A 21670-nucleotide genomic window follows, 5' to 3' on the forward strand; every position below is an offset into this window, starting at 1 on the left:
CCGGCTTTTCTCCATTTCTGGAACGGCATCTGGGGCCATCACCGCAGGATCTGGCCGCAATGCTCAAACGGCTGGGCGCCAGCGATCTCGAGGCGTTCGTGGCCGAGGTGGTGCCGGGCGACATCCTGATCGAACCGAGCGCCGCCGCGGCCGACCTGCCACTGGGGGTGGGCGAAGCCCAGGCGCTGAACGAGCTGCGCGCCATCGCCGCCACCAACCAGGTGCGCCGCAGCCTGATCGGCCTCGGCTACTACGGCACCGTGACGCCGGCCCTGATCCAGCGCCACGTGCTGGAAAACCCCTGCTGGTACACGGCCTACACCCCTTACCAGGCCGAGATCGCCCAGGGCCGCCTGGAAGCACTGCTCAATTTCCAGACCCTGATCAGCGAGCTCACCGGCCTGCCGATCGCCAATGCCTCCCTGCTGGATGAAGGCACCGCCGCGGCCGAGGCGATGGCACTCAGCTTCGGGGCCTGCAAGCGGCCTGCCGCCCGCCGCTTCCTGGTGGATCAGGACGTCTTCCCCCAGACGCTGGCGGTGCTTCGGACCCGGGCCGAACCGCTCGGCCTGGCGGTGGAGCTGGTGGACCCCGCCACACTCGCCACTGGCGACGCGGCTTCCCCCCTCGACCCCACGGTGTTCGGCCTGCTGCTGCAGTTGCCCGGCGCCAGCGGTCGCCTCTGGGATCCGCGCGCCGTGATCGCCGCGGCCCATGCGGTCGGGGCGATGGTGACGGCGGCGGTGGATCCGCTGGCCCAGGTGCTGCTGGAGCCGGTGGGCGCCCTCGGCGCCGACATCGCCGTGGGCAGCACCCAGCGCTTCGGGGTGCCGCTCGGTGGCGGCGGGCCCCATGCCGCCTTCTTCGCCACCACCGACGCGCACAAGCGTCAGATTCCCGGCCGGCTGGTGGGCCGCTCGCTGGATGCGGAAGGCCGCCCCGCCCTGCGGCTGGCCCTGCAGACCCGCGAGCAGCACATCCGCCGCGACAAAGCCACCAGCAACATCTGCACCGCCCAGGTGCTGCTGGCGGTGATGGCCGGGTTCTATGCGGTGCATCACGGCCCCGGCGGGCTCACGGCGATCGCCCGGCGGGTGCTGCGCCAGCGGGCCGCCCTCGCTGCGGGCCTTGAAGCCCTTGGGCTGGCGGTGCAGCCCGGAACCGCCTTCGACACACTCAGCCTCACCCTGCCCGGGGCCGGCCACCTGCTGGAGCGGGCGGAAGCCACCGGCTTCAACCTGCGGCCGCTCCCTGCGGCTGGGTCGTCAGCAGGCTCACCGGCTGACTCAGTGGCTGACTCAGTGGCAGGCTCAGCGGGCGCGGCGCTGATCGGGGTGGCGATCAGCCTCGATGAGCGCACCGACACCGCCGAGCTCGATCGCCTGCTCGCCCTGTTCGCCGCCGCAGCTGGCGCAGATGGCATGGCAGACAACGCTGCCCCCCGGCCCACCGCCGCCGCCCTGCTCGCCGCCTTGCCCGACGACGCGGCGCTGCTGGCGGGGGTGCCCCTGCGCCAGCAGCCCTGGTTGCAGCAGGAGGTGTTCCAGCGGCACCACAGCGAATCGGAATTGTTGCGCTACATCCAACGCCTGGCGGCGAAGGATCTCTCGCTGGTGCACGGCATGATCCCGCTGGGCAGCTGCACGATGAAGCTCAATGCCGCCGCTGAACTGGCGCCGGTGAGCTGGCCCGCCTTCGCGGAGCTGCATCCCTTCGCTCCCGCCGCCCAGCAGGCCGGCTACCGGCAGCTGGTGGCTGATCTGGAGACCTGGCTGGCGGTGATCACCGGCTTCGCCGGGGTATCGCTGCAGCCCAACGCAGGCTCGCAGGGGGAATACGCAGGGCTGCTGGTGATCCGCGCCTGGCACCACAGCCGCGGCGAGGCTCACCGCAAGGTCTGCCTGATTCCCACCAGTGCCCATGGCACCAACCCCGCCAGCGCCGTGATGGCCGGGTTGCAGGTGGTGCCGGTGGCCTGCGATGCCAACGGCAACATCGATCTGGAGGATCTGGAGGCGAAAGCAGAGCGCCACGCCGCTGCTCTCGCTGCGGTGATGGTGACGTATCCCTCCACCCATGGGGTGTTTGAAACCGGCATCCGCCGGCTCTGCGAGGTGATCCACCGCCACGGCGGCCAGGTGTACCTCGATGGCGCCAACCTCAACGCCCAGGTGGGCCTGGCCAAACCCGGCCACTACGGCGCGGACGTGTGCCACCTGAACCTGCACAAGACCTTCTGCATTCCCCATGGCGGGGGCGGCCCGGGGGTGGGACCGATCGCTGTGGCCAGCCATCTGGTGCCGTTCCTGCCGGGCCATCCGCTGGCGGCGGTGGGCGGCGAGGCGGCGATCGGGCCGGTGTCTGCCGCGCCCTGGGGCAGCGCCGGCATCCTGCCGATCAGCTGGATGTACATCCGCATGATGGGCGGCGCCGGCCTGCGCCAGGCCAGCGCCGTGGCGCTGCTGGCCGCCAACGTGATCGCCGAGCGGCTGGAGCCCCATTACCCGGTGCTGTTCCGCGGCAGCGGCGGACGCGTGGCCCACGAATGCATCCTGGATCTGCGGCCGCTGAAACGCAGCGCCGGGCTGGAGGTCGACGACCTGGCCAAGCGGCTGATGGACTACGGCTTCCATGCGCCCACCGTGAGCTGGCCGGTGGCGGGCACGGTGATGGTGGAGCCCACCGAAAGCGAATCCCTGGCGGAGATCGACCGCTTCTGCGACGCCATGGTGGCGATCCGCGTCGAGGCAGCCGCGATCGAAGCGGGGCAGACCGAAGCGGAGAACAACCCCCTGAAACGGGCGCCCCACACCCTGGCGGCGGTCACCGCCGACCTCTGGGACCGCCCCTACAGCCGCAGCGAGGCGGCCTTCCCGGCCGGCGACGGCCAGCGGCAGAACAAGTTCTGGCCGGCGGTGGCCCGCATCGACAACGCCTACGGCGATCGCAACCTGGTGTGCACCTGCCCCTCGGTGGAGGAGCTGGCCAGCAGCAGCGTGGCCGTCACGCCGGAGCGGGTGCCGGTGGCGGTGGCCATCTGAGTGCCAGTTGCGGTGGCCATCTGAGTGGCGGTGGCGGTGGCCATTTGAGTGTCAGTGGCGGTGCCGATTCGAATCTCCTTACCTCAGGCCAGCATTCAGGGCAACACCTGGCACAGTGGTTCACTGGCAAGGCAGGGCCGGTGATCTCGGTGATGGGTGTACGCCACTGCTACAATCAACATTATTTCTATAGAAAACCCTGTTGCTGGATCCTGCCCAACGAGGCAAGCTCGGGCCACAAGGCACCCAACCCGCAACAACCCAGGCCACGGCACACGTTTCGATCGAACCATGAACGGCAACGACGGCCCCACTTCCCCGATCCTGTCTGAGCTTTCGATTCGTGCCGGCAAAACGGCTCCGCTGAACCGGACTCCCGAGCTGCCGCCGATTCCGGGCTCTCTGGCCCATTCCTCCGCCCGCGGCGAAACCATCCGCGTGGATGGCACCAACGTGGTGCGCGTTCCCTTCGGCGTGCGTCAGCCGCGCCGACACCGCCCGGCACGGCCGGAAACCTGGGTCACCCTGGTGCTTCCATTCCATGCCGGTGGCCCCACGCCGCCCCAGGCCGCCTGAAGCCCTGCTCTCAGGCAGCCTTGCCGAGCCGCCAATCCACCAAGGCCTTCACATCCGCCAGTGAGCTGGCGGGAGCGCGGAACGGCAACACATCCATGGGGCTGCGCTCCGGGCGCACCAGCCAGGTGAGGTCGGTCTGGGGCATCAGCACGAAGCCGCGGTAGCGCACCACCCAGCGGCGGCCGCTGCCGCTGCCATCAGCGGCCGGAAGGATGGTGGGCAGGCTGGCATCGGACAGTGAACGAACCGTGGCCATGACCGTACGCGGCAACTGGTAAGCAGTTATTTCAGCGAACCCAGTTGCATTTGGCAGCATCTTTCGCTTCCTTTCTGCGGGCAATCGAAGACTCTTCAGAAACACTCAGCAGATTTGCTGGCGCCCATGGCGGTGGCCGGCCGGTCCCCGCCGGGTGCAAGCCGCCCCAAGCTCAGGCCAGCTCGAACAACAGCAGGTCGGCGCCGGCTTGCCCGGCCCCCAGCGCCTGCGGAACTTCACTGGCAATGGCGGAGGGGGCGCCAGGATCTCCGCCCTCGAAGCCCAGGCCATCGCCGCGCTCCAGCCGGCGGCCGCCGTCGAGGGTGATGCTGCCGTCGATCAGCTGCAGCCAGCACTGGCGGCCGGCCGCCAGCGGCAGCTCCAGACGGGTGCCGGCCGACGGCCGTGCCCGCCAGAGCCGCACCGACCGGTGCACGGCCATGGCACCGTCCCGCTGCTCGGGATCCAGCAGCAGGGTCCAACCCTCACCGACGCTGAACGGCTTCTGCTCGTAGGCCGGCGGTATGCCGGTGCTGGCGGGTTGGATCCAGATCTGCAGCAGCCTGCAGGGGGCCGCCCCCTTGTTCACCTCGCTGTGTACCACGCCGGTGCCGGCGCTCATGCGCTGCACTTCACCGGCCCGCAGCACCTCGCCGTTGCCCATCGAATCGTGGTGGGTGAGCTCCCCTTCCACCATCACCGTGACGATCTCCATGTCGTTGTGGGAATGCATGCCGAAGCCGCGGCCGGCAGCGATGGTGTCGTCGTTGATCACCCGCAGCGGGCCGAACCCCATCCAGGCCGGATCGAAGTGGCTGGAGAAGGAAAAGCTGTGCCAGCTATCGAGCCAGTCGAGCTGGCTGTGGAAGCGTTCCGGGCCAGGGCGGAACACCGAGGTGGCGGCAGAACGCGGGGTGTTGGTGGTGGTCATGGCGGTGCTCCCGGAAATGGATGGAGGGTGAGGACGGGACTGGGGGGGAGGGGTTAGCGAAGGGAGAGAGCGTTGGCGAAGGCAGGGAGAGTTGGCGAAGGCAGTGGGGCCGACGCCAACGGTGATCAGGCGGCGGTGTTGAGCGAGGGGTAGTCGGTGTAGCCAGCCGGGCCCTGGCTGTAGAAGGTGGCCGGATTGGGCGCATTGAGGGGTGCCCCCAGCCGCAGCCGCTCCGGCAGATCCGGGTTGGCCAGGAAGGCCGTGCCAAAGGCCACCGCATCGATGGCGCCGGCGCCGATGGCAGCGTTGGCTTCTGCGGCGCTGTAGCCCATATTGGCAATCAGCACACCCTTGAAGCGCTCGCGCACCGGCGTCAGCACATCGCCTTGCTGCTGCTGGAAGAAGTCGCCGCGCATCACGTGCAGGAAGGCGAGGCCGGTGCCGTTGAGGTGATCCGCCAGCCAGCTCGCGAGCGCCACAGGATCGCTGTCGCGCATGGCGTTGTAGCTGTTGAGCGGCGAGAGGCGCAGCCCCACCAGCTCCGTTTCGGCCCGCACCGCCTCAATCACCTCCAGCAACAGCCGCGCCCGGTTCTCGATCGGGCCGCCATAGGGGCCACTGCGGTGGTTGCTGCCATCGCGCAGGAATTCATCCAGCAGGTAGCCATTGGCACCGTGCACTTCCACGCCGTCGAAACCGGCGGCGACGGCGTGGCGGGCCGCCAGTTGGAAGCCCGCCACGATCGCCGGCAGTTCGTCGTCGGCCAGGGCGCGCGGCACCACGTAATCCACCTTGCCCTGGGGGGTGTGGATCTGGTCGCCGCTGATGGCGATGGCGCTGGGGGCCACCGGCTGAAGGCCGTTGTTGAGCAGGGGATGGCAGGCCCGGCCGCCATGCCAGATCTGCAGCACGATCCGGCCGCCGCGCGCATGCACCGCCTCGGTGGTGAGCTTCCAGCCCTCCACCTGGGCCGCCGAATGGATGCCGGGCTCGCGGATGAAGGCGGAGTGGCCCTCCATCGCCATGGTGGCCTCGGCGATGATCAACCCGGCGGCGGCCCGCTGCCCGTAGTACTCCGCCATCAAGGGGCCAGGGATGTGGCCCTCCTCGGCGCGGGAGCGGGTGAGCGGAGCCATCAGCACCCGGTTGGGCAGCTCCAGGGCCCCGAGAGTCAGGGGCGTGAACAGATCAGGGGTCATGACGGAAAAGATGGATGACCGGGACGGGCTGTCGCCACAGGATGACCCCGGTCCGCTGGCTTGGCAGGTGCGTAAAGACACCCGGCGGCCTGTGGGGCCGCACCCCCTGGGGCGGAAGGATGGCCAGGCGGAAATGATGGGGATCAGACCATCCAGCGAGCGGCAGTTCACCCCTTGGGGTCACAGTGGAATGCCTGCGGGTTGCCTGACAAGAACGCACCGTTATGTGCGTCGCTTACCTGTCGGTAACCCTGATGCAATCGGATGGTGCAAACAGATGGTGCAATCAGACGGCTTCCTGGACGCCCATGACCATGCCCATTGCCCCGCCGAGCTGGCGCTGAGTGTGATGCAGGGGCGCTGGAAAGTGCCCTTGCTGCGGGAGCTGGCGGATGGCACGCGGCGGTTCTCCGCCCTGCAGCGGGCGCTGGAGGGCGTGAGCCCGAAGGTGCTCACCAGCCAGCTGCGGGAGCTGGAGGCCGCAGGGGTGGTGGAGCGCGAAGTGTTTGCCGAGGTGCCGCCGCGGGTGGAATACCGGCTCTCGCCACGCGGCTGGACGCTGATCCCGGTGCTGGAGAGCCTGCACGCCTGGGGGGCGACGCCATCGGAGTCGTGATCGGCGCGACGGCGCGCCCTGCCCTACGGCGGCACCAGCTCAGGCCGGCAGCAGCACCGGCTGCCGGTAAGGGATGAAATTGGCCTTGCGGGTGCCACAGAGCGGGCAGACCCAGCTGTCGGGGATGGCCTCGAACGGGGTGCCGGCGACGATGCCGGAATCCGGGTCGCCGAGGGCGGGGTCGTAGATCACCGCGCAGACCTTGCAGACCCACAGGCCCGCCACGGGCTCGCTTTCCCCAGCCGCGCCCTGGCCCTGAAGGGCTTCGAGGGCCACGCTGTAGCGGTCGGCGTGGTGGTGCTCGATCGGGGTGAGCCGGCCGAAGTTGCTGGCCGCCTGGCGGAAGAGGCCGGCGTGCTGCTCGGATTCGGCGATCTGCTCGGTGAATTCGGCCACGGCACCGTCGTCGCAGTCGGCGTGGGCTTGAGCAGCGAACTCCGGATACATGGTGGTGTACTCGTAGGTTTCGCCCTCGACCGCCAGCTCCAGGCAGCGGCTCAGCACCTGCTGCCTGGCTTCCTCTGAGAGCGCGGCGGGATCGGCCACCACCAGCTCGGGATGGAGCAGGCGGAAATGCGCGAAGGCGTGCTCGGTTTCCTGGGCGGCGGTGTCGCGGAAGAGGCGGGCCAGCTCGCTGTTGCCGAGCTGTTTGGCCACATCAGCGAAAAAGAGGTATTTGCGGTTGGCCATGCTCTCGCCGCCGAAGGCCGCTTCGAGGTTGGCGAGGGTGCCGGGTTTGGAGATGTCCATGGAGACGGCGTGCGGTGGGGACGGCGGGGTGCGGTGGGCGGGGCTGGGATGGAGCAGTTGACGGGGCTGTGGTGGGGCCTGGGATGGTGAAGGCATCCGTGGAACGGCCACCCCCTCGGTGGTCGAGCCTGCTCCGCTGCCACCATGGGCCGTGCGCCCGCAGGCGTCTGTTCCGGCCGGACCCACCGCCCAGCACCCATGGCCTTGACGGCTACACACCGCCGCCGTGCTGTGGCCGTCATCGGCCCCCGGCTCCGCGCCACGGCTGTAGCTGCGGCTCTTGCAACGACGGCTGCTGTCTCCTCTCTGTCTGGCGGTGCTGCAGTTTCTGTTGCGGCTGCGGCCGCTGTTGCTGTGAGCGCCGTCGTGCTTGGTGCCGCACCTGTGGAGGCGCTGCCTCGGCAGGTGATCCTGCTGCGCCACGGCGACAAGGTGGCCTCAGGCGATGGCAACTACAACCTCTCGGCCAACGGCCTTCTGCGCGCGATCAACCTGGGACGGCTCATCCCCGCCTGCTTCGGCGCCCCAACCCACATCCGCACTTTCTTCCTCAACCCCGACACCAGCAAGAACGCCCGCAGCTACCAGAGCGCCGTGCCGCTCGGGGTGGCCACCGGGATCAACATCTCCATTTCCCAGGCCTCGGTGGAGGATTCCTTCATGGATGGGCAGGACATCCTGCGCAAAGCGGCCTACAAGGGCGGAAACCTTGTTCTGTTCTGGGAGCACCGCCGGATGCCCGACCTGGCCCGGGGGCTGGGCTGGGCGACGATGCCCGCCATCGGCGCGATGGATTTCGACCAGATCTTCGTGCTGCGCTACACCAGGCCAGGCGTTCCCCCCCAAGTGGAAAGCCTGAGCCAGCACAAGTTGTTCGAGGCACCGTGTTTCCGCCAGGCCCGCTCGCCCCTGCCGACCGTGCCCCTGCCGACCGTGCCACTGCCTCAGTCAGTGGCTCGGTAAGTGGTGATGGCGCTGCCTCAGGAGGTGAAGGGGCTAGCTCGGTAGTAGCGCTGGCTTCAGTAAGTGGCGCCACTGCGGCGCTGGTGCACGGCGGTGACGCCGGTGCCATCCAGCAGGCCGCCATGGCTCACCTGGGCATAGACCAGCCAGTGATCGCCGCATTCCATCCGCTGGCTCACGCTGGCCTCAAGCCAGGCCAGTGCTTCGGGCAGCACGGGCTGACCCGCCGGACTCTGCTCCAGCTCCAGGCCCGCCAGCCGGTCGGCGCCGGGGGGGTAAGGCTGCAGGAAGCGCTTCATCGGGCCGCTCTCGCGGCCTTCGGCCAGCACGTTGAGCACGAAGCGATCGCCCACGTGCAGCAGGCTTTCCACGGCCCGATCCCTGGCCACCGCCACCGTGAAGCCGGGCGGGGTGAAGCTGGCCTGGCTCACCCAGCTGGCCACCATGCCGCCGCTGAGGGCGGCGGCCCCCTCTCCCTTCACGCAGGTGAGCACGCAGAGCGAGCCCACCACCCGGCCCAAGGCCAGCACCGCCGGGTTGCTGCGGCTTTCGCTGAGGCCGCCGGCCACCACCCGCCGCTGACGCTTCTGCTGGTTGAGCAGCTGCCGCCCCAGGGCCGTGCCCGTTTCCTCCATGCGCTTGAGCGTGGGCGGATCGGGGCTGAACTTCACCCGGATCGGCTCGAAGGCGAAGCGGAAGCCGCCATCCCGCAGCTTGGTTTCCAGCAGATCAATGGCTTCACCGCTCCAGCCGAAGCTGCCGAACACCCCCACCGGCTTGGCGCGGTCACCTTCGGCCAGCAGGGTGCCGAGTGCCGAAACGATCGGCGTGGGGGCGTGGCCGCCCAGGGTGGGAGAGCCGATCAGCACCGCATCGCAGCTGCGGATCGTTTCAAGCAGCTGGTCGGGGGGAGCGAACTCGCAGTTGATGCTCTCCACCCGCACGCCCGTGCGCGCCACGCCCTGGGCGATCGCATCGGCGAGGGCGGCGGTGTTGCCGTAGGCACTGGCGTAGAGCAACGCCACCGACAGGCGGGTTTTCTCGAGGTTCTCGCCCCAGCGCCGGTAATCGGCCAGCAGGCTGCGCCAGCTTTCGGTGATCGCCGGGCCGTGGCCGGGCGCAATCGTGCGGATCTCCAGCTCATCGAGCCGGTCGACCACCGTTTCCACCTGGCGGGCCATCGGCGCCATCAGGCAGTCGTAGAAGTGACGCCGGTCTTCCTCGGTGCTGTCGCGGTTGGCCTCGGCATAGGCCTCGCTGCAGAGGTGGGCGGCGAAGAACTTGCCGCTCATCAGCAGACCGGTGCGTTCCTCAAAGGCGATCAGGGCACCGGGCCAGCGGGGCGTGGGGGCAGGCAGCAGGGTGAGGCGGAAGCCACGGGCCAGTTCGCGGCTGACCTCCTGCTTCACCACATCGATCGGCGGCAGGGGCGGCAGCGGCGGTTCGTCCGCCTCACTGCCCGGAGCGGCGGGGCGGCGTTGCTGCCACAGCTCCTCCACCAGCCGGGCGCCGGTGTTGGAGGCCACCAGCATCAGGGCGGGCCAGGCCGCCGCCAGCTCGCGCAGCAGCGCCACCCGGTTGGGATTGACGTGACCGAGCACCACCTTGAGCGGCGCCTCCGCTGGCACCAAAGAGGCCAGCTGGGCCAGGAACGGCGCCGTGAAGGAAGCGCCCGGGGGATGGACCAGCACCGGCGGGATCTCCCGCTGGGCACTGCTGCGGCCACCGGCGAACAGGAAGGCATTGGCACTGGTGCCGCGCTCCAGGCCGTACTCCACTTCGAAGCGCAGCCGCTTGGGGCTGAGGCAGCGCAGGCAGGTCAGGCCATCGTCGAGCGGAATGGTGATGACGCTGCGGTCGATCACTGCCGGGGCCGCAGTGGTGGGATCAAGAACGAGATCAGCCATCAGTAGTGATTCCCCACCTTGCGGTGATGCACAGCCGTGGTGGCTTCGGTGTCAGACACCGTGCCCTCTTCCACCGCGGCGTAGATGATCCAGTGGTCGGGGGTTTCCATGCGCTGCACCACCCGGCAGCCGAGGAAGGCGAGCGCATCGCTGAGCACCGGGCCACCGGCGGCGGCGCCCTCAAGGGTGGGCACACCGGCGAAGCGGTCGGCGCCCGGGGGGAAGCGCTTGAGGAAATGGCGCAGCAGGGGCTGGTAGTTGTCTTCGCGCAGGATGTTGAGCACGAAGCGGTCGTCCACCTGCATCAGCGCCTCGATGGCGCGGTCTTTGGCCACGGCGATCGAGAGGCCCGGTGGATCGAAGCTGGCCTGGCTCACCCAGCTGGCCACCATGGCGCTGCTGCGTTCATGCTGGCGGGCGGTCACGATGTAAAGACCACCGCTGAGCCGCCCCAGCGCCTTGTCCACATCGGCATCGATCGCCTTCATGGCGGCGATCGTTTTCGCCTTGGTGAGCAGTTGGCCCAGGTCGGTGCCGGCCTCTTCGCAGCGCTGGTAATCGTTGCCATCGGGAGCCTGGCGGATGCGCAGCGGCGCGAAGGCCTCCTTCTGGCCCAGGCCACGCAGCTGGCTGGCCACGCTGTCGATCGGTTGATCGTTGCCGCCGAAGGCGTCGTAGCAGGCCACCCACTGCTTGGGCTTGAGCGCCGCCAGCAGCGTGCCGATCGACTGCTGCAGCTCCGCATCGGGGCTGGCGGGCCAGGTGGGCACCACCACGGCGCTGGCCTCCCCCACCAGGGCAGCCAACTCCTGGGGATCGGAGGCGCGCAGATCCACCAACTGCACCTGGGCTTCCGCCTTGCCGATGCCGCGGGCGATCGCCTGGCTGAGCCGGTCACAGAAGCCGTACTGGCTCACGTAACAGACCGCCGCATAGGTTTCACCGGCGCTGCGCTGGCTGCTCCAGTCGCGGTAGTCGCCGATCCAGAGGCGCAGGTGTTCGCGCAGCAGCGGCCCGTGGCCGGTGGCGATCATGGCGATCTCAGGCAGAGCGTCCATGCGCTTGAGCGCCTGCAGCACGCTGCGGGCGTTGGGGCCCATCAGGCAGTCGTAGTAGAAGCGGAAGTCGGGGGCAATCGCGCCGGGATCGACGTCGAAGACGTCGTTGCCGCAGTAGTGGAGGCCGAAGGCATCGCAGGTGTAAAGGATGCGGGTGCCGTGGTCGAACGAAAAGATCGTGTCGGGCCAGTGCAGGTTGGGGGCACTGAGGAACTCAACGCGGTGGGCCACGCCGCTCTCGGGGTTGGTGCCCAGATCCAGCTCCTCGCCACTTTTCACCGCGCGGCTGCGGAAGGGGCGGTGCACCTGGTCGGCCAGGTACGCGATCGCCACCTTCGAGGCCACGATCTCGATCTCCGGGTTGCGGTCGAGCAGGGCGCCGATCAGGCCGGAGTGGTCGGGCTCGGTGTGGGACACGATCAGGTGATCAATCGTGGCTGGATCGATCTGCTGCTCCAGCAGCGGCAGCCAGGTGGCTTCGAACTTGGCGTGGCTGGTGTCGATCAGGGCGGTGCGCTCCCCCCGCACCAGGAAGGCGTTGTAGGTGGTGCCGTTGCGCAGGCCGAACTCGATGTCGAAGCGGCTGCGGTCCCAGTCAAGCGAGCGAAGCGTGGTGGTGTCGGGCCCGATCGGCTCGCACTGCAGCGAAAGGCGAGGCGGGGCAGTGGTGGCGACAGGCATCGACGGTGGCTGCGGGGGCATCGACTCTAGAAACGCTGCGGGAGTTTCCTTGCCTCCAGCAGCACCCGGGCTGGCTGGGCCGATTCGACAATCTGATGGCAGTGATCGGCGCGAGCAGAGCCAGGGCGGATCGGGGGTGTGAAGAGGACCTGGCCACGGGCCATGGCGGGGTTCGATGACCACCCTGGAGTCGTGTGAGCACCCCAGGCGGCGGGGGCGCAGAACAGGGTCCGCCACTGCCGCCAAGTGCTCGGGGAGTGCTCGGCAGGTACTCGGCAGGTACTCGGCGAGTTTGCATCATCTTGGCACCAGATCATTGCTGCTTATCGGAGGGATAGGCAAGTCCATTTGCAGCATGCACCCAACCGGATTGGGATGGGGTTAACTTCTCAGCCACTCCGCCTAAGGCCCATGTCTCGTCACTGAAGATCGCCATTCGCTGCAGAAGTTCGTGGCACTTGATTGCACCGGCAAGCACTCATCCAACCGCGAACTCGCCTTGTCATGCAGCCCCTCCATTCGGCCGAAGCAACAGTCCCCAATTCCCCTCCTTTGCCCACACCGCTGATGACCCATGACTGAGGCACCCCAATAAGACTGGGGCGATATGCCGGCGTGATCAGGGCACTCCAGCTGATCCCGCTGACCCCATCGCGTTCAGCGAATGCGTGGCCATTGGTGGCAACGCAGATATGTCCAGCAGAGCTATTTCATGCTTCAGAACTTCTTTCATCTGAGGCACAGGCTTGCCCTGCTTGCACACATGAACAACTGAGCTCCCAGGCACTTCAACCACCCTCACCCTCACCCTCACTCTCACAGCCAGAGCCAGAGCCAGAGCCAGAGCCAGCCCAAGAGTTACATCCAGAACAAAACAATCTAAGTCACATCAAGAGGATTGAATTGACAGACTTCATCAGACTATTCTTGGAGCAGTTTCAGTCTCCGACCCTTGGCTTCCTGATCGGCGGCATCGTTGTTGCTGCATTAGGGAGCGAACTGGCCATTCCAGATTCAATCTACAAGTTCATCAGCTTCTTCCTGTTGATGAAGATCGGCCTGACTGGCGGGATCGCCATTCGCAATTCCAACCCCACCGAGATCTTTCTCCCGGCGCTCGCGGCTGTGGGGATTGGCATCGCGATCGTTTACATCGGTCGTTACACCTTGGGGAAGCTGCCAGGCATCAGCGTGCCTGATGCCGTGGCCACCGGTGGTCTGTTCGGAGCAGTGAGTGGCTCCACTCTGGCAGCGGTCCTGCCCCAGCTGGATGCCGCCAAGATCCCCTATGAGGCCTGGACGGCGGCCCTCTATCCCTTCATGGACATTCCCGCGCTGGTGACGGCGATCGTGGTGGCCAGCGTTTACTTCAGCAAGAAGTCCGGCAACGCTTCCGAGAAAGTCGAGATCTGGCCGATCATCAAGGAAAGCCTGCAGAGTTCGGCCGTCACCTCGCTGCTGCTGGGCGTGGCCCTTGGCATTCTCACCAAGCCAGAGCCCGTCTGGGATAGCTTCTTCAACCCTCTGTTCCGCGGCTTCCTCGCGATTCTGATGATCATCATGGGGATGGAGGCCGCCCAGCGCATGAATGAGCTGCGTAAAGTTGCCCAGTGGTTTGCCATCTATGCCTTCTTTGCGCCCATCGTGCATGGTTTTCTGGCATTCGGTCTTGGCCTCATCATCCACAAGCTCACCGGCTTCAGCATCGGTGGCGCGGTGGTGCTGGCGGTGATCGCTGCGTCCAGCTCGGATATCTCGGGCCCGCCGACCCTTCGCGCTGGCATCCCGTCGGCGAATCCCTCGGCCTACATCGGTGCTTCCACGGCGATCGGCACGCCCGTGGCGATCGCCATCTGCATCCCCCTGTTCATGGGGCTTGCAGAGATGATGATTGGCCGATAAACGTTCAAAACCACAACCAATTCAGAAGTCAACGCCATGAGTCAACAAGTCTGGAAGCTGGTGATCGTTGCAGAGGAAATCCTCTCCAAGAAACTCATCAAGCTCATCAAGGCTGCTGGTGCCACCGGTTACACCGTCAATGCAGCAGGTGGTGAAGGAAGCCGCAACGTACGCTCCACCGGAGAGCCAAGTGTGTCGCACACGCTTGCTAATGTGAAAATTGAGGTGCTCACCAGCACCCGTGAGCTGGCCGACAAGATCACCAGCGACATCGCGGCCAAGTATTATGCAGACTTCTCAATCATCACATACATCTACCAGGTGGAAGCCCTGCGCGATCACAAGTTCTGATGGGGGCTGGAATGCATCCACACTGAAGCGTTTCGATCCGTCCGGCTTCTGATCAGGCCTGCCTGCCATCTTCATCCCGGCTGTGCGCCCATCGCACAGCCGGGCTTTTCAGCTGTTGAAACCTCTACAAAAGAAGTGGATGGAAAGTAGCGAAAGAAGTGGAGAGAAAGATGGCGAAAACGCTGGGTGACAGGCGGCGAATCACCTTCTGGCACGCCTGGCGCCAGCGCCAAACACCAACCCAAGCGCCCCGGACCCTGGCGGCGGACCGGGCCCGTATCTCCTGAAGGCGGGAGACAGGCTGCCTGCTCTTGATCAAACTGTTGGCTGCTCCTGGCCGCCATGACCTCCACCGCCGGTTCGAACCGCCTCAGCCTGGAGGGCCTGCGCCAGAGCCTCGGACCCGGCATCCTCCTGGCCGGCGCCGCCATCGGCGGCTCGCACCTGGTGTCCTCCACCCAGGCGGGTGCCTCCTACGGGCTGGGGTTGGTGGGGTTGGTGCTGCTGATCAACCTGATCAAGTACCCCTTCCTGCTGGTGGGCACGCGCTTCACGGCGGCCACCGGCGTGAGCCTGCTGGAGGGATATCAGCGCCAGGCCGGCTGGTATCTGCCCCTGTTCCTGCTGATCACCGCCGCCACCGGCGTGGCCAACATCGCAGCAGTGGCAGCAGTGTGCGGCAGCCTCGCCACCAACCTGCTGCCCGCCGGGTTCGGAGCGTCACTGCCACCCACCACGTTGGCCATAGGGATGCTGGGTTTCTGCCTGGTGCTGCTGCTTTGGGGGCGATACCGCAGCCTTGATCGCTTCAGCAAGGTGGTCGTGGCCCTGCTGGTGGTGAGCACCGCCGTGGCCACCCTGGCCGCCCTGCTCAAGGGGCCCGCCTCAGGGGAATCGATCGGAGCGATGTTCAGCCCCAGCCCCTGGACCCTCTCGGCATTGCCATTCCTGATCGCGCTGATGGGCTGGATGCCCTGCCCGCTCGATCTGGCGGCCTGGTCGTCGCTGTGGATCTTTGCCCGCCGCGAGGATTCCCGCCACGTGAGCACCAGGGCGGAAGCGGAGGCCGACTTCAACATCGGCTACCTCGTGACGGTGGTGATGGCGGTGCTGTTCGTGCTGCTGGGGGCCTGGGTGATGCACGGCACCGGGCGCAGCTTCTCGCCGGCCGGCGGCGTGTTCGCTCAGCAGCTGATCCAGCTCTACACCGCCAGCCTGGGCGGTTGGGCCCATGCGCTGATCGCCGGCGCCGCGTTCACCACCATGTTCAGCACCGTGATCACCTGCCTGGATGGTTACCCCCGTTCCGCGTCAGCAGGGCTGCGCCTGTTGCGGGGCTTCGAGGGCCGCGAGGTGCACAGCCGCAGCGACCACGGGCTCTGGATCGTGATCCACGGGGTAGCCGCCGCCGCCGTGCTGCTCTTCTGGGCCAGCTCGATGGGGGCGCTGGTGCAGCTGGCGATGGTGGTGTCGTTCGTGACCACCCCCCTGCTGGGCTGGATGAACCTGCGGGTGATGCAGGGCCGGCAGGTGGCGCCGGCGGATCGACTGGGGCCGCTGCTGCTGGGGATCGCCCAGGTGGGGCTGGTGGTTCTGAGCGTGTTCGTGGTGGTGTTTGCCCTGAGTCGCTGAGACCGGCAGCGGCTGGGGTTCAGGGATTGCAGTGCGGGCAGTGCTGGGGATCGGCCAACAGCAGCCCATCGCTGCGGGGGTGCTCCTCGCTGGCCTCGCAGCGCACACAACCGAAACGCTCTGCCCGCAGCAACGACGTGGGAGTACCGCACCAGCTGCAGGGCAACCCCGGAAGCGGCTCCACCCGCCCCCAGCCCGGAGCCCGGCAGGCGGGGCAGGGGGTGGCGATGCGCCGCGCCAGCCGGAAGGCGAGGGCGCGGATCGAAGCCATGCGGGTGGGATTGCGATGGGCGCGCATGTCGGTTTCCACCTGCGCCAGGCCATCGATGGAAGCGGCGGCCGCCACGGTGATGGCGGCCTCCAGCGTGGCGGTGCCGGTGATCCCCTTGCGCAGGGCCAGGCCAGGGGGCGCGCCGGGGGGGAGCTGGTGGGGGCGCACCAGCAGGGCGTGGCTGGGAAAACCAACACGGGCCGGCCAATCTGCGAGGGCCTCGGCGCGCCGGCAGGTGCAGTGATCGAAATTGGTGCGCCGGGCCAGCAGGTGGTCGGCAATCACCAGACCCTGGGAGGCATCGAGAAACACCATCCACTCCAGGCCGCAAGGCAGAAACGCCACCGCCGGATGCGGCCCGAACGCCCCCTCACTGGCGAGCGCCAGATCACAGCCACTGGTTTCGAGCGCCCGTTCCGCCTTGCGGCGGCAGGCCTCCAGCGGCGTGCCAGGCCGCGCCACCGCACCGCAGAAACTGCCGAAGGCATCGGTATCAAAACCAGGGGGCACCACCAGCTCCAGGCCCAGCGCAGCCCGCAGCGGCCGGGCAATGGCGCGCTGCTTGCCATGCATGGTGGCCAGCACAGCCAGACGGCCACCATAAGGAGAGAAACTGCCAGAAACTTTGCTGGCTGCGTTACCCAAGAAAACGTGCTTCAGCGCCTCAATAATAAAGCCCCGGCTTAGCCGGGGCTGCAGGGACACAATGCAGCGGGCAGAAAAGGGCAGCAGAACCTGCCTAACTCTGTCCCAATCGCTCAGCCTTCCACTTTGACGTTCACCGTGGTGACTGTCTGGGCCTTGGGTGCGGTGATCGTGAGCAGACCATCGCGGTAGTGGGCTTCGAGGCCGTCCCGTTGCAGGCCGCCGGGGAAGGTGAAGCTGCGGCTCCAGGTGCCATAACGGAACTCGCTGTGCAGCGGGGCCGGTCGGGCGGGCACTTTCGCTGCTGCAGGCGTGGCTGCTGCAGGCGTGGCCTCCGCACCCGGGGCGGTGCCGTTGGCGTCGGCCTGTGCTCGCGCTGGGGCATGGCGATCGCTGCGGCGTTCGGCGCTGATCAGCAGAGTGCGGTCGGTGGCTTTGACATCGATCGAGTCCTTGTCGACACCGGGCAGCTCCAGAACGATGGTGTAAGCATGATCGTGCTCATGCACTTCGGCGGCCGGCACGCGCTCGGCCTGCAGCACTTGCTGCTCCAGCCGTTCGAACAGATCAAAGGGGGATTGGCGCAGGGTCAGCATGGGAATGTCCTCCACAGAATGGCTGAGGTATGGCATTCAGGTGTTGCGATTCGCAGGCACCTGAGATGGTGAAGAACGGGGAATCGCTCCGCCCGTGCAGCTACTTTCGCCAGGTCGAATGAAACGCTGAAGCGCAAGAACCGGCCATGGCGGTACGGCGCTCCCCCCCTGATTCGGTCGGCCCCACCCCGCGGTGGTGGGAACCGACCATGGCGCCGCAGGCGCCGCTCAGAGCCACCACCAGTGGCTGAAGGCCGCCGCCTGGCCCTGGTCGCGGCCGTTGCTGTCCCGCAGGGTCCAGAGGCGGGCTCCATCGATCACGAAGCGGCGGCCGCAGCTGTCAATGCGCACGCCGCGATAGCCGCTGATCGCCTGGCGGCGCCGCGCCAGCGCCAGCATCTGCTCCCGCCCCTGGCGCTCGGCCGGCTCGGCCGTGAGCTGCGAGGGCAGGCCCACCATTGCCGCCCAGGGCCGCCGCCACAACCGCAGCGCGGTGGCATTCGCGTAGATCAGCCGGGGGTCGGCGCCCGCAGGGGTGCCGCCGGCGAGGCCGTCGTCGTGGGCGAGCACCACCAGGGGGGCGGCGAACAGTTCCTGCGCCTGGTGGCGTGCATCACCGGCAGCCGCCAGCTGCGACGGGCCGGCACCCAGCGCCAGCAGAGGACGGCCGAAGGCCTCCAGGTGCGAGGCGAGCAGCAGAGCGGCCCTGGCCTGGACTGCAGGCATCAGCCAGGGGGCCTCCGGCGGCGGCTCCGCCTCAGGCACTTGAACTCGCACTTGAACTGGCACCGGCACCCATGGCGCGGGCCATGGCCTGTTGGCCGATGCTGATGCCCTGGCTGCGCAGGCGCTCAGCAAACAGTCGGTTGGCGTCGGGAAAGCAGGGCTCGGCGGCCAGCGGCAGTTCACCGGCCTCATCGAGGCCCATGTCCCCCTCCATCGCCGGGGTGATCACCACCAGATCGGGGTCGAGGGCGGCGGTGTAGCTCCACCAGCGGGTGGGCTCGATCACGGCCGGATGAACCGGATGGGGCGCAGCCTCCGGCGCCGGCTCGGAGACGGCCGCCGCCAGCTGCCGGCGCCGTTGGGTGGCCAGATCGGAAAGCAGCTGGCTACGGCTGCGGCCGCGCATCTGGAACAGCACGAAAGGGTCCTCGCTGAAGCGATCCCCCATCAGGTAGTAGACAGCGCTGACGTGCTTGCAAGGAGCCGCCTTGTCGGGGCAGCTGCATTCGCAGCGGACCTCCTGCAGCTTGAAGGGAAACAAGCGCTTGCCACTGGCGGCGAAGGCCCGCTCGATGTCCTGCGGCATCACTCCGGCCAGCAGCTGCGCCGACCAGCGCGCCTTCTGACCGAGCGCCTCCAGCACATAGCCCCAGTCTTCATCGGAGAGGGTGTCGAGCCAGAGCTTCACCTTGTAGGGCTCAGCTTCGGTGCCCTGCACCCTGGCGTGCACCCGCCGCCCCTCGAAGCGGATCGACAGCACATTGCCGGAGCGGGCGTAGGTCCAGGCGCGCTCCAGACGCTTCTTGTAGCGGTAAGAGTTGATCAACTCCATCCACTGTTCCACCCACCAGGGCTGCTGGCCCAGACCCTGCTGACCCAGCTGGGTGGTGATGGCAGGGGAGGAGTTTGTCATGGCAAAAGCAAAGAAGGAGGCGCCTGGCGCTCAGGGGGCACCGAGGAAGTCGCGCTTACCGATCACCACGCCGTTGTGGCGCAGGATCGCGTAGGCGGTGGTGGTGTGGAAGTAGACGTTGGGCAACACGAAGGCCGAAAGGAAAGGCCAGCCCGCCATCGTGATCGTTTCATTCCTGCCGATCGGCACCGTGATCGGGCGCTCCTCTGCCCCATCGATCTGCTCGGCATTGAAGCTGTCGAGGTAGGCGATCGATTGCTGGAGGCGTTCGATCAACGCCTCGAGGGTCGCTTCATTGTCTGCCATCGGCGGCGCCTCAAGGCCGGCCAGGCGGGCCACACCACGGCGAGCCAGATCGGAGGCAATCTGCACCTGCCGCGCCAGCGGGAACATGTCGGGGTAGAGGCGGCTGGTGACCAGCACGGTGGAATCGAATCCCTGCACCTGAGCATGGGCCTGGCCCTTCTCCAGCACATGGATCAAGTTGGTGAGGGCACGCCGCAGTGGCGGCACGCAGGCCTGGTACAGGGTCAGGTCCATGGGTGCGCCGGAAGCCTCATCTGCGCGCCCAGGCTACGAGCCGAACGCCAGGGTCCCAGCGGCACGGCCGATGCGGCTGGAACCGGGTCAGCGGGGCGCCCCGTTGAAGACCAGCTTCTGCAGGCTGCGCCCATCGGGGGAGATCACGATCTCGGTTTCCAGGGTGGCAGGCTCCTGGCGTTCCTCCCAGGCCGGGGGGCCACCGAGGAAACGGAACACGAAGCCATCAGGGCCGCGGCTCACCAGGCAGGGGTTGTCGTTGGTGACGGTGGCAAACATGCATGGCGCCGGCCGGTAGGCCTGCAGACCACCGTTGAGCTTGACGGCGTAGCTACGGGCGAAATTGATGGCCCGCACCTCCTCAATCGGCGCCCGTAACTGCGCCAGGGAGGCGCCGGGGGCGCCGGCCATCAAGGCGGACATGGCCAGGGGCGGCAGCAGAGCCCCTGTCACCAAATGGGCCGCAGAAGAAAGCAGGGACATGGCAGCCGGCAGCGGTGGTGATGCGCACACCCTGACCAAAGCGGAGACACGCGTCAACGCATGCTGCAGGACTGAGGCTGGGACGCAGCGGGTGAGCCGCCATCGCTCTGGCAGGGTTGCAGCAAGGGTTGGGGGAAAGGTTGCGGCGAGGGAGTTGGTTGAGGCGAATGAAGCCTGGCCTGCGGAGCCAGGAAACATTGGCAGGCCACCCAACCTGCAGCGCGCTGAATGCTGTGCTGCTCCTATCTTATGGAGACGGATGCAAAGGAAGGAGGCTCATGCGTGCCGCTGAACTCTCCACAAGCAGGCCTGTCCACACCCGCGCCATTGACCTTCCCCAAGGCAAACTTTGCATGAACGGCTCTCCTGCCGTGCACCGTCATGACACCGGACGTCTAAAGGCTGAGCCCTCCGCCACGGACGCTGAGACGGGAGGGGTTCCATGCGGCAGCTGATCCAGAGCCTCGGCACCCTCGCGACGGTGCTGATCGTCACCTCCTTTTCAGTCCTGTGTTCCGTCGCACTCACTTTAACTCTCTGCTTTTTCGAGCAATGTGAAGCACCGAAGATTGCAATTGCTACCGCAATCGCCATTCCTTCATTCGTTGCGCCACTGGTCACCTGGCCACTGGTGGGCCTGGTGATGCAGATCGACAGCCTTGAAAAGGAAATGCGCGTGATGGCCACCTACGACCAACTCACCGGATTGCTGACACGGCAGGCCATCTTTGATCAGATTGAGCAGGTGATGCATCTGGCGGAGCGCGAGCAGAGCCATATTTCTGTGCTCGCAGTAGATCTCGACCGTTTCAAAGACATCAACGATACCCATGGCCATGCTGGCGGCGACGAAGTGCTCAAGAGCTTTGCGATCACGGTGAAGGCGATTTTGCGCAAGAGTGATTACTTCGGTCGCATCGGCGGCGAAGAATTCATCATCTTTCTCCCCAACACGCCTGAGGAAGCTGCGCTGGCACTCTCTGAACGCCTTCACCAGGCGATCCGTGGTTCTGTGGTGGCCTATGAGCAATCCTCCATTCGCTATTCAGCAAGCATCGGGCTTGTTTCCGTTCTGCCCTCTGCTGACGTGAGCCTTGAGGAGATTCTCAAGCAGGCCGATCAGCTTTTGTATCTCGCCAAACGACAAGGGAGAGATTGCACTGTTTCCTACAACGGTTGATCCAACATCATCAGGCCATCGGGCAAAGGAAAACGCCATTCACCTTGCGGCTCCGATTGGCTTGGCCTACAGGCTTTTGCTCAGCCGAGGCTTCAGCCGGTCACGTCATAAGGCGTCACTTACGCCACCATTTCGGCCTGCCATCCCATCATTCCGCCTTGATATTCCGTGTCCTATCTGCCCCTCAGGCTGCCTCCCGGTGAGGATCTTCGCCGTGCCCTCGAAGCCACGGCCACGGCGGCCGTCAACGGTTGCTTCGTTGTTTCAGGCATTGGCAGCTTGTGGCATCCCAGGCTCCGCTTCGCCGCCGCCGAAGCGGAAACCCAGCTTGATGGGCCGTTCGAAATCCTCTCGCTATCGGGCTCTCTCACCCCAGATGGCGCGCACCTGCACATTGCCGTGGCTGATGGCCAGGGGCAGGTGCGCGGCGGCCACCTCTGCTAAGACAGCCGC

Annotated in this window: 21 protein-coding genes; 9 read left to right on the forward strand and 12 right to left on the reverse strand. The window is 66.8% G+C overall.

Going from position 1 to position 21670, the window contains the following annotated elements; all coding sequences use genetic code 11:
- The first annotated feature begins 59 nt into the window (after window positions 1-59).
- Window positions 60-3041 carry an aminomethyl-transferring glycine dehydrogenase gene (gene gcvP / locus KBY97_RS12975; protein WP_399217835.1) on the forward strand — a complete coding sequence of 994 codons (2982 nt, stop codon included), beginning with the start codon at window positions 60-62 and terminating at the stop codon, window positions 3039-3041.
- Between the two features lie 291 nt (window positions 3042-3332).
- Window positions 3333-3617 carry a hypothetical protein gene (locus KBY97_RS12980; protein WP_255147526.1) on the forward strand — a complete coding sequence of 95 codons (285 nt, stop codon included), beginning with the start codon at window positions 3333-3335 and terminating at the stop codon, window positions 3615-3617.
- Window positions 3618-3627: 10 nt separating this feature from the next.
- Here KBY97_RS12980 and KBY97_RS12985 read toward each other — a convergent pair whose 3' ends face one another.
- The 3 genes from KBY97_RS12985 to KBY97_RS12995 form a co-directional block, all read right to left on the reverse strand.
- Complete coding sequence (locus KBY97_RS12985; protein WP_255147602.1) at window positions 3628-3873, reverse strand: hypothetical protein; 246 nt, start codon at window positions 3871-3873, stop codon at window positions 3628-3630.
- A 172-nt stretch (window positions 3874-4045) separates the two neighbouring features.
- Window positions 4046-4804 (reverse strand): pirin family protein, encoded by a 759-nt coding sequence (locus KBY97_RS12990; protein WP_255147527.1) that lies wholly within the window; start codon window positions 4802-4804, stop codon window positions 4046-4048.
- A gap of 125 nt (window positions 4805-4929) precedes the next feature.
- Window positions 4930-6003, reverse strand: a complete 1074-nt coding sequence (locus KBY97_RS12995) for an alkene reductase (protein ID WP_255147529.1) — start codon at window positions 6001-6003, stop codon at window positions 4930-4932.
- A 277-nt stretch (window positions 6004-6280) separates the two neighbouring features.
- Here KBY97_RS12995 and KBY97_RS13000 point away from each other — a divergent pair, with 277 nt between their 5' ends.
- Window positions 6281-6619 (forward strand): helix-turn-helix domain-containing protein, encoded by a 339-nt coding sequence (locus KBY97_RS13000; RefSeq protein WP_255147530.1) that lies wholly within the window; start codon window positions 6281-6283, stop codon window positions 6617-6619.
- Between the two features lie 39 nt (window positions 6620-6658).
- On the opposite strand, the gene KBY97_RS13005 is transcribed toward KBY97_RS13000, so the two are convergent.
- On the reverse strand, window positions 6659-7369 hold the full coding sequence (locus tag KBY97_RS13005) for a rubrerythrin family protein (protein WP_255147531.1): 711 nt from the start codon (window positions 7367-7369) through the stop codon (window positions 6659-6661).
- 354 nt (window positions 7370-7723) lie between these two features.
- On the opposite strand from KBY97_RS13005, the gene KBY97_RS13010 reads away from it, so the two are divergent.
- Complete coding sequence (locus KBY97_RS13010; RefSeq protein ID WP_255147532.1) at window positions 7724-8332, forward strand: hypothetical protein; 609 nt, start codon at window positions 7724-7726, stop codon at window positions 8330-8332.
- A 56-nt stretch (window positions 8333-8388) separates the two neighbouring features.
- Here the strand turns inward: KBY97_RS13010 and KBY97_RS13015 are convergent, their stop codons facing one another.
- Both KBY97_RS13015 and KBY97_RS13020 read right to left on the reverse strand, forming a co-directional pair.
- Complete coding sequence (locus KBY97_RS13015) at window positions 8389-10239, reverse strand: diflavin flavoprotein (protein WP_255147533.1); 1851 nt, start codon at window positions 10237-10239, stop codon at window positions 8389-8391.
- Entirely contained in the window at window positions 10239-11978 is a 1740-nt protein-coding gene (locus KBY97_RS13020; protein ID WP_255147536.1) for a diflavin flavoprotein, read from the reverse strand. Before KBY97_RS13020 ends, KBY97_RS13015 begins: the two co-directional genes overlap by 1 nt.
- 903 nt (window positions 11979-12881) lie before the next feature.
- Between KBY97_RS13020 and KBY97_RS13025 the strand changes: the two genes are divergently transcribed.
- From KBY97_RS13025 to KBY97_RS13035, 3 genes are all read left to right on the forward strand, one after another.
- Entirely contained in the window at window positions 12882-13880 is a 999-nt protein-coding gene (locus tag KBY97_RS13025) for a sodium-dependent bicarbonate transport family permease (protein WP_255147537.1), read from the forward strand.
- Between the two features lie 36 nt (window positions 13881-13916).
- Window positions 13917-14231: a P-II family nitrogen regulator gene (locus tag KBY97_RS13030; protein ID WP_255147538.1), complete on the forward strand. Its 315-nt coding sequence runs from the start codon at window positions 13917-13919 to the stop codon at window positions 14229-14231.
- 342 nt (window positions 14232-14573) lie between these two features.
- On the forward strand, window positions 14574-15863 hold the full coding sequence (locus tag KBY97_RS13035; protein ID WP_255147540.1) for an NRAMP family divalent metal transporter: 1290 nt from the start codon (window positions 14574-14576) through the stop codon (window positions 15861-15863).
- 19 nt (window positions 15864-15882) lie between these two features.
- Here KBY97_RS13035 and KBY97_RS13040 read toward each other — a convergent pair whose 3' ends face one another.
- The 6 genes from KBY97_RS13040 to KBY97_RS13065 form a co-directional block, all read right to left on the reverse strand.
- Window positions 15883-16707 (reverse strand): DUF6671 family protein, encoded by an 825-nt coding sequence (locus tag KBY97_RS13040; protein ID WP_255147542.1) that lies wholly within the window; start codon window positions 16705-16707, stop codon window positions 15883-15885.
- Window positions 16708-16892: 185 nt separating this feature from the next.
- Window positions 16893-17375 carry an Hsp20/alpha crystallin family protein gene (locus tag KBY97_RS13045; protein WP_255147543.1) on the reverse strand — a complete coding sequence of 161 codons (483 nt, stop codon included), beginning with the start codon at window positions 17373-17375 and terminating at the stop codon, window positions 16893-16895.
- 228 nt (window positions 17376-17603) lie between these two features.
- The gene (locus tag KBY97_RS13050; protein ID WP_315857170.1) at window positions 17604-18140 is read right to left on the reverse strand and encodes an MEKHLA domain-containing protein; all 537 of its coding nucleotides are present in this window, start codon (window positions 18138-18140) and stop codon (window positions 17604-17606) included.
- Window positions 18133-19014 carry an SWIM zinc finger family protein gene (locus KBY97_RS13055; protein ID WP_255147545.1) on the reverse strand — a complete coding sequence of 294 codons (882 nt, stop codon included), beginning with the start codon at window positions 19012-19014 and terminating at the stop codon, window positions 18133-18135. Before KBY97_RS13055 ends, KBY97_RS13050 begins: the two co-directional genes overlap by 8 nt.
- A gap of 30 nt (window positions 19015-19044) precedes the next feature.
- A complete protein-coding gene (locus KBY97_RS13060; protein WP_255147546.1) occupies window positions 19045-19554 on the reverse strand; it encodes a DUF1993 family protein in 510 nt (169 codons plus the stop codon).
- An 87-nt stretch (window positions 19555-19641) separates the two neighbouring features.
- The gene (locus tag KBY97_RS13065) at window positions 19642-20037 is read right to left on the reverse strand and encodes a hypothetical protein (protein WP_255147547.1); all 396 of its coding nucleotides are present in this window, start codon (window positions 20035-20037) and stop codon (window positions 19642-19644) included.
- Between the two features lie 442 nt (window positions 20038-20479).
- Between KBY97_RS13065 and KBY97_RS13070 the strand changes: the two genes are divergently transcribed.
- A complete protein-coding gene (locus KBY97_RS13070) occupies window positions 20480-21217 on the forward strand; it encodes a GGDEF domain-containing protein (protein WP_255147549.1) in 738 nt (245 codons plus the stop codon).
- Between the two features lie 168 nt (window positions 21218-21385).
- Complete coding sequence (locus tag KBY97_RS13075) at window positions 21386-21661, forward strand: PPC domain-containing DNA-binding protein (RefSeq protein ID WP_255147551.1); 276 nt, start codon at window positions 21386-21388, stop codon at window positions 21659-21661.
- Window positions 21662-21670: the final 9 nt, after the last annotated feature.

This window comes from Synechococcus sp. ATX 2A4, assembly GCF_024346375.1.
GTDB lineage: Bacteria > Cyanobacteriota > Cyanobacteriia > PCC-6307 > Cyanobiaceae > MW101C3.